We start from the raw sequence: 10,228 nt of genomic DNA, 5'->3' as shown, positions 1-10,228 counted from the left end.
CAGATTTGTGTGAGCTTCCAGAAGTCGATGTTCTGCGTGACCAATGGTGCGATCGCTGGCACAATGCCGCATCCTCTGGACACCACTGATCCAGAGCAACAGGCGGCCAACCGTGCCTATGCCGAGGCTTGGTCTGGACGGCTGATGGGCTGCCAACGGGTCGCGTTGTTGCCAGGCTGATCGACAGCGTCCAGAAGCCTGGCTAAGAAGAGGATGCAGGCTTCTTGTCGAACAATGCACTTCGTTCGGCGCTTGTTCAGATTATATTTTCATCGATTCTTTTTACTTCTTTTTCTGGGGTCTTTAATCACGATTTTTGCGATCGGTTCCAGAATTGATTTGGTCAGTACAAGGGTTTTGAATGAAGTTTATCGGCCTGCTGATTTACACGGCCAAAAGGATGCCTCCAGGCTAGAGATTGGCCTGTTTGTCGGAAATTTGCATGGCGTGGACCATTCTCTGGGCATATTTTCCGCTGATGGCGAGATTTGGGGCAAGTGGGACGATGCGAGCCAGGGGCGCTGGAAGGAGCTTGGTCCGGACAAGACAATTTCCATCGATTCGGGGTTTATTTATTCGTCCAATGCGATCTCGGAAGGGGATCAGTCTTTCGCCAAAAAAATCGGTAATCCATACTCTTATTCTGGTCGTACTTCTTACCAAGCGGGTGATTTTTCTTCGAAATTTAAGATGCATCCAGTTGATTACAGGCAATTCCCTTTTGAGTCGATCTACCTTCCTATCGAGGTGCGAACGAAGTTTCCGGTTGAACGACTTCTTTTGAGTATTGACGAGCGTGATTCTTTTGTTTCGGATCGTGTCAGTTTGCCGGGGTATCGCTTTGTTGGGTTGAATTCAAAAAATTTGTTTTGGCATGCGAAAACGTCTTGGGGGCATGATGTTGATGGGCTTGCTTACTCGCAGCTGCAATGGGAACTTCACTTCCGGCGATCGATTGGCCCTTCGTTTGTCAGGTTGTTCTTGCCCCTGGCGTCAGCAATGGCGGCGGTGATTTTTTCTCTGGTTGTCAGCTTTAAGGTTTCAGCTCAAAAAATCAGTATTCCAACCTCAATTCTTCTGGTTCTTGCTGTTCTTCAGGACCGCTGGCACAGCACGCTTCCCCAGGGCCTTAAATATCTTACTTATATGGATCAATTGTTTGTTTTTGCTTATTTGGTCACCGTGATTGTCCTTGTGCAATCTGTGTACTGCGTCAACCGTTGTTATGGCGCATCTGAAGGTGTTCAGCCGGAGATTGCTGTGCGCATGCGCCATCACCAGCGCATCCTTGCCAGTGGTATTTCAGTGGCCTTGCTTGTGGCCCCCTTCGTGCTGTGGTTTGTCTGAGCTGGTCTGTCACCTAAGTTGTTTTCAGCCCAGAGTTGGTCATGGATCAGTGGCAAGAACGCAAGCGGCCGGTCTGCCTGGAACGACGTTTCGAGTTTGATAGCTACGACGCCACCCGCGATTTTCTCGATCGGCTCGGGGAGCACAGCGAGGCGACGCAGCGATTCCCCGACATCAGCTTTGGTCGGACCTATGTGAATATCACCTTGCGGCCCGACGATGAGGCTGCTGCACTGAGCGATGTCGACCGTGCGTTCGCTGCTGAGATCGATGCTTTGATTTGATCCTGGTGGCGTTGAGATGTGCATCCGACACATGCATGTGTTCTTGATGCCATCTCCGACAGCGGTCGCGTTCAACCCGATTTAGGGTGTGATCTGATACTTAAATTCTGTGGACGGGTTGTCGTCATCAGTTCGGTGGCGGGTCTTTCGTGGAGTCCTGACCCATCCGGTCACGGCCGAAGCGGTCGAGGCTTTTGCTGAGGGATTTGGTGAGCTTTCCCGGCGTGATGGCGGGATCGGAGCTTGGTTGGTGAAACCTCGCAAGAACGCTGGTACCTATTCCGAAATCGCTGGACCGGCCTGCTTCCACACCGATTCTCAATACCATCATCATCCCGAACGCGTGTTCGTTCTTGCCTGCGATACCCCGGCAGTTGAGGGTGGAGACAATCTCTTGATTGCTCGGGAGGACGCCCTTGCCGTCGCTTTTGAGGCCCTGGGCAGTGCCGGAGTGGATCGGCTGAAACAAGCCGTCTGGCGTTGGTCTGTTCCCAAGGTGTTCCAGTCCGATTCGGTTCCAGACGTGTCACCGCCATCGGCGATCTTTCGTGAGGACGGAACCATGCGCTGGAGGATTGACAACATCGTTTGTGACAACGATGCCGATCTCAAATTGGCGCAGGCCTTTGAGCGCGCACTGGAGGCATCCCCCCGTTCGGAGCGTGTGCGCTTGCTGTCCGGCGATGTGCTGTTGTGCGACAACTGGCATGCCTTGCATGCCCGGACCGATTTCAGCGATATGAATCGGGTGCTGTATCGAGCCAGATTGGTGTGAAGGCGGGCAGGCACCACGGATGACCAACGACCAGTCGTTTGACCTCGCTGCCGCCTATGCCAGTTCTGGCGTGGCCGAAGTCCTTGATCAGTTGGACCGTGAGTTGATCGGTCTGGTGCCGGTTAAGACGCGGATTCGTGAGATTGCGGCACTGCTGCTTGTTGATCAGGCCCGGCAGCAGTTGGATCTGCCGAGCACGGCACCGAGCTTGCACATGTCGTTCACCGGCCGCCCTGGAACCGGCAAAACCACGGTGGCCCAGAGGATGTCGCAGATTCTGCACCGACTCGGCTACCTCCGAAAGGGACACGTGGTGACCGCCACCCGAGATGATCTGGTCGGCCAATTCGTCGGCCATACCGCTCCAAAAACCAAGGAGATGATTCAGCGGGCCCAAGGCGGTGTGTTGTTCATCGATGAGGCTTATTACCTCTACAAGCCCGGCAATGAACGCGATTACGGCGCTGAGGCCATTGAAATCCTGTTGCAGGAAATGGAGCGTCAACGCAAGGATTTTGTGGTCATCTTTGCCGGTTACAAAGATCGGATGGATGCCTTTTATGGTTCCAACCCGGGACTATCTTCCCGTGTTGCCCATCATCTTGAGTTTCCCGATTACAGCGATTCAGAGTTGATGGCCATCGCTGATCTGTTGCTGAAGGATCAGCATTACAGCTTCAGCGCTTCAGGTCTGACGGCCTTTGAGGACTATGTCTCCCGCCGCCGTCAGCTTCCGTTCTTCGCCAATGCCCGTTCGATCCGTAATGCCTTGGATCGCGCCCGTCTCCGGCAGGCCAATCGTTTGTTCGCTCGGATGGAGTCTCCCTTGAGTAGGGACGACTTAATCACGATCGAAGCCGCTGATATTCGCGCCAGTCGTGTGTTTCAAGGGGAAGTGGAGGGGCATCACCAGTGGGGATCGGTTGAGAACTCCACCGAGAGTTGACCCGACTTCGATCCTGGAATGGTGCTGATGCAGGCGCGCACCACCTTGCCGTTCACCTCAATTTCACAGGCCCCGCAGCTTCCGCCCAGGCAGCCGGTTGGAATCGCGATGCCGGCTTTGCTGGCACGGAGCAACCAATCGCTGCCAACGGTTTCTGTGGTGATCCGGCCATTCGGCCAACGCACGGAAATGGTGCTCATGACCTCGGCTGTGTTGTGAGAAGTGGAGTGAGGTCCACATGCTGCTCGAAGGCGTCGGCGAGGCGATCGAGCAGTTGCTCACGATGCTCGCGGTGGTGGGCCTGGTCCAGCGACAACGGGTTGAGTCCCTTGCGCCCTCGCAGCTGATTCAGCCATTGCCGTCGCCAGGGACCGTTGTCGAGCACACCATGGAGATAGGTGCCGATCACGTGGCCGCCAGTCGGTGTGGTTTGCCACCAGCCAAGCCCCTCGGCGTCGGTCAGGGGCTGCAGCTCCGGTCCGGCTTCGGTGGCTCCGTGGTGGAGTTCAAAGCCACTGATGGTGGTTGCTAACGGCCAATGGGCTCTGACGCTGCGCTGCCGGAGAGCCTTCTCTCCCTCCCCGAAGCATGTCTTGAGATTCATCAGCCCCAGTCCGGTGACAGGCGCGCCGCTCCCGGTGCCGCCCTCCAAGCCCGCTGGATCCTCCAGGCGGGTGCCGAGCAGCTGCATGCCTCCGCAGATGCCCAGGATGGTGCCGCCACCCAGTCCGTAGTGCTCCAGTTGTGTGTCGAGGCCGCCCTGTCGGATGGCCTCCAGATCCCGCAGGGTCTGTTTGCTGCCAGGCAGGATCACGGCATCGGGATCGCCGAGGTTCTCTCCGGGGTTGACCCAACGCAGCCGCACCGAAGCTTCCGCCTCAAGGGGGTCCAGGTCCGAGAAGTTGCTGAGCGACGGCAGGCGAAGGACGACGATCTCCAGATCGCAGTCACCCCGTTTGGGTCGTCGCTCGAGCAAATCGAGGGAGTCTTCCGGCGGAAACAGTTCGTTCAGCCAAGGCATCACCCCCAGCACAGGAAGACCGGTCTGTGCTTCCAGCCAGTTGCGCCCTTCGTCAAAGAGCTCCCGCCGGCCGCGAAAACGGTTGATCAGCAGGCCTTTGATCAAAGGCCGTTCCACCGGCCTGAGCAAAGCCAGGGTGCCCATGATCTGAGCAAAAACGCCCCCGCGTTCGATGTCGGCCACCAGGATGCAGCTGGCCCGGAGGTATTGGGCTAACCGCAGGTTGGTGAGATCGCGGTGCTGGAGGTTCACTTCCACGGGGCTCCCGGCACCCTCCAGCACCAAGCGTCCCTCGGGCCAACGGGTTTCCAGGGTCGTTAATCCCCCACGAATGGCATCCCAGCCCGGTCGGAACCAGTCGCGGTAATAGTGCTCGGCTCGGGCGGTGCCGGCGCTTCGTCCGCCATGGATGACCTCACTGGTGCTGTCTCCCCTGGGTTTGAGCAGCACGGGATTCATCGCGCAGCAGGGCTCCAGACCCGCAGCCCAGGCCTGCATCGCCTGGGAGTAGGCCATCTCATGGCCATTGGCATCCACCCAGGCGTTGTTGCTCATGTTCTGCCCTTTGAAGGGCAGCGGTTGTTCGCCGCGACGCTGCAGCACCCGACATAGGGCAGCGGTCATCAGGGATTTGCCGGCGCCACTGGAGGTCCCCAGCACCATCAATGGCTGTTTCGCGCGCATCGCTAATGGGGCCAGATCCGCCGCAAGCTGTTGCGCAGGCGGTCGGAGAGAGGCGCGGGGGTGTCGAGCAGCTGCGGATGGCGATCCAGCAGTTGCCGACCGAGGGGGGTGAGCCGGAAACGACTGGTCAACCCCTGGCCGTCGACTTCGCGGCGCAGGACACCCACATGGATCAGCCAGAGCAGATGGTCCTCGAGAACCTCGGGGTTGCGAGGCCAGTTTTGGTCACGGCTATGGCGGTCACGCTGCAGCCATAGCCCCGCAGCATCCAGCCCTAGGCACTGCAGATCTCTGTACAGGCTGTTGGCAAACGGCAGGCAGCGCATGGCACGTTTGGCACGCCGGTGACTGCGTTGGTCGAGCAGGTCGTTGGGGTGAGCGATGGCTGAGCTCCCGTCCCTGGCAGCCTACGGAGTGTTGTTCGGCGTTGTGTTGTCCGGTGCTTCTGCTCGCCTCAGCCTCTCCTGCCCGCCGGCGTTTACTCGAACAGGCTGCGATCCCCCATCGGGTTCGTGTCAGTGGTGTGGATGAAACCCGGATTCATGATCACGACCCCGCTCAGCTGGTGCAGCGGCTGGCAGAGGCCAAAGCGCAAGCGGTGTTCGATGGTCTGGATCCGGAGCGTGATTCCGACGTGGATGCCGTGCTGGGGTGTGATTCGGTGCTGGTCTTTGACGGTGTGGTGTTTGGCAAGCCCGCGGACGCTGCGATGGCGATCCAGCGCTGGACACGGATGGCGGGCCATCGCGGTGACTTGCTGACCGGCCATTGCCTCCTGCGGGCCGGACAGTCGCCTCGGCTGGCCTGTGTGCAGACGGGTGTTCGCTTTGCGGCACTCAGCACGGCTGAGATTGAGGCCTATGTGGCGACCGGTGAGCCCTTGCAGTGCGCGGGTGGCTTTGCCCTTGAGGGGCGGGGTGGATTGTGCATCGAGGCCCTGGATGGGTGTTATTCCAACGTGATCGGACTCAGCCTGCCCTGGCTGCGTCAGGCACTTGCGGAGTGTTTCGCTCTGGCTGCCGAGTGAATGTGCCCTTTCTAATTTGACAATCTCCGCCCAAGGACGCAGTGCCAGCTCTGTCGACCAGTGCCTTTCAGGAGCTTCTTGCTGCTGTCCCGTCCGAGGGGGCTGCTCTCGATGATTTGTGCCACCGGGCCAGTGCCTTGGGGGCTGAGTTGTCGATCAACGATCTGACCTCGGCCGCGATCACCCATCACCTGACGCTCGAGACCCTCCAGCAGGAGCAGTGGCGTTGGCTGCTGGCCTTGCAGCTGGGTGACCATCAGGTCAAAGCCTCGGAAGCGTTTCGGTTGCTGGATACCGACTCCGATGGTTGGATTTCCCTGGCACCTTTGGCGCGCCTGCTCCAACTGTTCGAGGTCTCGGAACAGACCGCAGAGGCGATCACCCTCGAGCTGGCACAGGATGGATCTGAGCAGATCCAACGCGACCATCTGCTGGCCTACCTGCCCGACGGTTTTGAATCGCACCCCCGCGCCTATGCCGGGCTGCACCGCGGTGTCGGCTCCCGCGCATCATCGCCACCACCGCCGTCTGCGGGTCGCTCGTCACTTCAACTTGATCAACAGCAGTTGCAGGGCACGTCGTCCTTGCAAATGCAAATCGGTTTCTTTCGCCTGCTTCAGGGTGCTGCCTATCGAAGCTTCCGGGAAAGTTATTCGGCGAATTCAGAAACGCACCTGCGTGCCTATGACTTGCCATACACGATTACGGATTTTGTTCGCTTCGTGAATGCTGCGATTGATTTGTATCTCAGTCTTGGAATTGTTGAGTCTGGAGCGGAAGAACCATTCGAGCAGTTGCGTTCTTCTGTGAACCAAGCTGAACAAGATTTACAGGAGCGGATGGCGAACTGGGAGACCATCCCCCATACCCCAGCGATGGAGGCTGCTGAAGGCCAGCTCGAACAGGAGCTCACTGAATTGGATCATCACCATCAGATTCTGATGGTGGTGTTGGAAGTGTTGTTGACGTCTGCTCTTCACGGCCATCATCCCGATCAGGTCAGCCATGAAGACCTGCAGCTCCATGAGTTGAACCGCTTGCGGCAATTGGATGATCATCGTGAAATCACCGCCGATCTGGATCACGAGAAACAGCCATCGGAGCGTCCCTATCGCGAGACTTGGCAGCGGGTGATTGTTGATGCCAACGACAGTCGTTTTGCTGGCTCGATCATGCCAACCGCCTATTGGTACGACGAGTTCATGCCCCTGCTACTCCGGGCCAGCGCGGTGTTAACCAAGGCTGATCTCCAGGCTTGGGATCAAGCGGATGATGCCGATCTGAATCAGTGGTTCTCGGAACGTCGAGCGGCTGGGGAGTTTGAGCACTACGGCCATGCCACGGAAGCGGCGTTTAACCGTGCGTCTTTGACGGTGAAGAAGGAACTTCGTCGCGCCTGGGAGTTGACGCGACATTACTTAAATGGTGTTCAGAAACGACGGGAACGTGAGGAGTTCGGCCGTGAGTCGGGTTTCCTGTGTCAGTACGTCGCCTTCCTGGATTTGCATGTCGGTCGTCATGACGTGGAAGCGAGCCAGATGCGGGTGAGTTTTCCATATTTCATTGGTCCGCCCACCTGGCGATTGATGCACACCAGTGCTGAATTGATTGCCGCCCAGTCAGAGCCTCAGCAGAGCCAATCAATCCAGGCCTTTAAAACGTTCTTTGCCTGTCTGGCCACGATGTATCCCTGCCCATATTGCCGCTTTCATCTCAATCGCTATGTGGTGAGGAATCGGGAAGTGACGATGTATCCGATCGAATATCTGCTGTTGGGATCTGATCAGGTGACTGAATCGATGGAAGTGTCCCTGGAGGACAAATTGGATCGCGTGTCTGATGCCGAGTCTCTGCGTTTGTTCCTCTGGAAGCTGCACAACACCGTGTCGTCTTCGATTGCGCGATCAGAGGCCTGGTATCACAAAGATCAGTCGGCTTATTACACATCGCGCTACTGGCCCAGTTTGGATTCAGAGCTCGAACGTGCGCAAACCTTGGGGGTCGATTTGATCCACCGGGAGCGGATTCAACGGATTTATGGCGTGGTCAAAAGTGCCGCACACTTGTCGATCCTTCGTGATGAACTGCAGCAGTCGCTGCATGCCGGGGATCTGGAGGCCCAGCGGCAGGTGAGGGATCGTGCTGGCCTTGCCATCGATGGGGTGGAGCAAGCGGTGTTGCAGTCCTGTTTCCTTCACGACCATTACCGCTACAACCCGTCCCTGGAGTTGGAGTCTCCACATTTCACCCATGAGGAGGAAGTCTTAGCCCGCAGCGGACTGTTCACGGAAGACTGACGCCCATCAAGAGGAGGTTGCGGGTGCCCGAGATCGCCTGCATGGCCAGCAGTAGCGCAATGACCACGTTGATGCTGATGTGCAGCACGCGAACGTTCGCCTTGATTCCGATCAGCGGTTGCAAGGCGGTGTTGGCGAGGAGCAAGGCGCTGAGCAGCCATCCCATCCAGAAATGGGATTGCCAGAACAACAGCGTCCAGGGCTGATCACTCAGGCGCTCCACGCTGGGATGCAAGCCAAGCAGGAGCAAGCCGCAACCGCAGGCCAGTGCCCAGAGCCCCCGCTGCCAGGCCAGTCGGGTGGCGAGGAGTCGTCCATAGCTGAGCATCACAAGGGCCGAGAGCCCCAGTAGCGCGATGACGGTGTGGGCGTCTGTGAGCAGGCTGTGACTGAGTCCAATCAGCACAGCCAGGAGAACGCCCCCTGTCACCCATGCACCATGTTGGGCATGCTCCGTGGGCACCGTGGCTGCAATGGGGTTGAGATCCAGCCGTTTCTCTCGGGCCAGGATGCCCAGCCGAATGGTGGCGCCCACCACGGGATAGACAAACAAAATGATCAGAACCGGATGCACCAGTCCCATCCAGTTATGGAGGCTGAGGACCTGATCAGACACGACGCGTGTTGGGCTGCTCCCTACCCTGCCTGATCCCCTTCAGAGCAGAGCCCCATGTTTGGGCCCGTTGCTTGGCTCAGGGCCGCTTCGGTGTTGCCGACGGAAGGTAACCAAAGGCTTTCTGGTAGTTGGCTGCGAACCGTGCTCGGTTGCTGAAGCGGTATCGCATGCGCACGTCATCGACAGACCAGCCGTGACCGGGATGAGCCAAAGCAATCCGGGCCTGTTCCAGGCGGACGTGTCTCAGAAACTGCATCACTCCCATGCCGTAGGTGGTTCGACAATGTTCTGAGAGCGTTGTCTTGCCGATGTTGAGATGACGGCAAACTTCCATCAGAGAAAGAGGTTCGGCCTCGGCTTCGGTGTGGGCAAGATGCACCAGCCGCTGCAGAAGAGCGGTCCCTTTGGGTTCAATCGGTGAATCGTCGCCGTTCTCGAGAAGCGCTGTGATGAAATCCATGAACTGCAGCTCCGAGAGCTGGTGGCGTAGCGCGGCTTGGTGGAGACGTTTGTAATCCTGGCTCTGCTGCGTGTTGAGTTGGAGGCCTGCGGCGGAGTCGAGCACGTCGAGAGCGCGGTAGGCATTCATTTGGAGGAGTCGCTTTCGGAAGGCCTTCGCCGGCAGGTGACTGCGCAGGGCGCCTCCGATATGGACCACGTGCAATTCGTTGGAGCTATAGGTGCTCATGCGTTGTGTATTGACTGCGATGCCATTGGTGTTGCAGTCGCCGCTTTCAAGCAAGGTGAAGGCCAGCAGTCCGGATGGTTCGGGCCCGGCAAACAGGCAGCGCCGATCGACAAAAACGCGGAAGAACGAGGCTGAGCCTGCTGTGGCGGTTTGAATGTTCGTGTCGATGCGACCGCCATCCAATTGGGTTCCTCTGAGTTGGTACCCCAAGGAGCCCGTTCCCTCGAGGACGGCTTCCAAGCGCCCTGAGAAGTTCAAGACTCCCTCCTGACACAGCGCTGGAACTCCTCAAGCAAAAAGTCTTCGATCGTGGCGCCAGACATGGCGGTTGTGTGGTGATGCATGAAGTCGTTCAGGACATCCGCTGACGACACCGACGTGGAGATTTCTTTGACATCATTTTCTGTGAAGATAAATGCTGCCACGTCGGAATTTGGGCCGTGGTGATCGATTAAGACCGAGATTTCGTTCAGGAGTGTTTGTAGCTTCATCGATCTATGCACCATCGATGGTGCAGCGGCTAGGTGGACTGCTTGGTCTCCT

General features: G+C 57.9%; 13 protein-coding genes. 7 read left to right on the top strand and 6 right to left on the bottom strand.

All coding sequences use genetic code 11. From position 1 onward, the window contains the following. From ACGVKB_RS04265 to cbbX, 5 genes are all read left to right on the top strand, one after another. Positions 1–180, top strand: a 180-nt coding sequence (locus ACGVKB_RS04265) for a CO2 hydration protein (protein ID WP_392350042.1), incomplete at its 5' end; no start/stop codon positions are given. Between the two features lie 54 nt (positions 181–234). Continuing rightward, the gene (locus ACGVKB_RS04260; protein ID WP_392350041.1) at positions 235–1,347 is read left to right on the top strand and encodes a hypothetical protein; all 1,113 of its coding nucleotides are present in this window, start codon (positions 235–237) and stop codon (positions 1,345–1,347) included. A 41-nt stretch (positions 1,348–1,388) separates the two neighbouring features. Next, complete coding sequence (locus ACGVKB_RS04255; RefSeq protein ID WP_392350040.1) at positions 1,389–1,631, top strand: 4a-hydroxytetrahydrobiopterin dehydratase; 243 nt, start codon at positions 1,389–1,391, stop codon at positions 1,629–1,631. Positions 1,632–1,749: 118 nt separating this feature from the next. After that, a complete protein-coding gene (locus tag ACGVKB_RS04250; protein ID WP_392350039.1) occupies positions 1,750–2,406 on the top strand; it encodes a TauD/TfdA family dioxygenase in 657 nt (218 codons plus the stop codon). Positions 2,407–2,425: 19 nt separating this feature from the next. Further along, positions 2,426–3,352: a CbbX protein gene (gene cbbX / locus ACGVKB_RS04245; RefSeq protein ID WP_392350038.1), complete on the top strand. Its 927-nt coding sequence runs from the start codon at positions 2,426–2,428 to the stop codon at positions 3,350–3,352. On the opposite strand, the gene ACGVKB_RS04240 is transcribed toward cbbX, so the two are convergent. Genes ACGVKB_RS04240 through ACGVKB_RS04230 form a run of 3 tightly spaced genes read right to left on the bottom strand, consistent with a single transcriptional unit; the run spans position 3,313 to position 5,383 of the window. Beyond that, positions 3,313–3,552, bottom strand: coding sequence for a 2Fe-2S iron-sulfur cluster-binding protein (locus ACGVKB_RS04240; RefSeq protein ID WP_392350037.1), 240 nt, complete (start codon positions 3,550–3,552; stop codon positions 3,313–3,315). The genes cbbX and ACGVKB_RS04240 overlap by 40 nt on opposite strands. Beyond that, the gene (locus tag ACGVKB_RS04235) at positions 3,549–5,057 is read right to left on the bottom strand and encodes a cobyric acid synthase (protein WP_392350036.1); all 1,509 of its coding nucleotides are present in this window, start codon (positions 5,055–5,057) and stop codon (positions 3,549–3,551) included. The genes ACGVKB_RS04240 and ACGVKB_RS04235 overlap by 4 nt, the downstream gene beginning before the upstream one ends. Positions 5,058–5,059: 2 nt before the next feature. Beyond that, entirely contained in the window at positions 5,060–5,383 is a 324-nt protein-coding gene (locus tag ACGVKB_RS04230) for an Npun_F0494 family protein (protein ID WP_392350035.1), read from the bottom strand. A 113-nt stretch (positions 5,384–5,496) separates the two neighbouring features. On the opposite strand from ACGVKB_RS04230, the gene ACGVKB_RS04225 reads away from it, so the two are divergent. Both ACGVKB_RS04225 and ACGVKB_RS04220 read left to right on the top strand, forming a co-directional pair. Beyond that, entirely contained in the window at positions 5,497–6,084 is a 588-nt protein-coding gene (locus ACGVKB_RS04225; RefSeq protein ID WP_392350034.1) for a Maf family protein, read from the top strand. Between the two features lie 41 nt (positions 6,085–6,125). Beyond that, on the top strand, positions 6,126–8,381 hold the full coding sequence (locus tag ACGVKB_RS04220) for an ERV1/ALR-related protein (protein ID WP_392350033.1): 2,256 nt from the start codon (positions 6,126–6,128) through the stop codon (positions 8,379–8,381). Here the strand turns inward: ACGVKB_RS04220 and ACGVKB_RS04215 are convergent. The 3 genes from ACGVKB_RS04215 to ACGVKB_RS04205 form a co-directional block, all read right to left on the bottom strand. Beyond that, entirely contained in the window at positions 8,368–8,964 is a 597-nt protein-coding gene (locus ACGVKB_RS04215) for a DUF4079 domain-containing protein (protein WP_392350043.1), read from the bottom strand. The two genes, ACGVKB_RS04220 and ACGVKB_RS04215, sit on opposite strands and share 14 nt — an antisense overlap. Positions 8,965–9,073: 109 nt before the next feature. Further along, complete coding sequence (locus tag ACGVKB_RS04210; RefSeq protein WP_392350032.1) at positions 9,074–9,943, bottom strand: helix-turn-helix transcriptional regulator; 870 nt, start codon at positions 9,941–9,943, stop codon at positions 9,074–9,076. Next, a partial coding sequence (locus ACGVKB_RS04205; protein ID WP_392350031.1) for a hypothetical protein occupies positions 9,940–10,228 on the bottom strand: 289 nt, incomplete at its 5' end. The genes ACGVKB_RS04205 and ACGVKB_RS04210, both read right to left, overlap by 4 nt.

The sequence above is a fragment of the Parasynechococcus sp. genome, assembly GCF_042954325.1.
GTDB lineage: Bacteria > Cyanobacteriota > Cyanobacteriia > PCC-6307 > Cyanobiaceae > Parasynechococcus.
The sequence above is the reverse complement of the archived record's forward strand: the minus strand, read 5'-3'. Positions and strand labels throughout refer to the sequence as shown.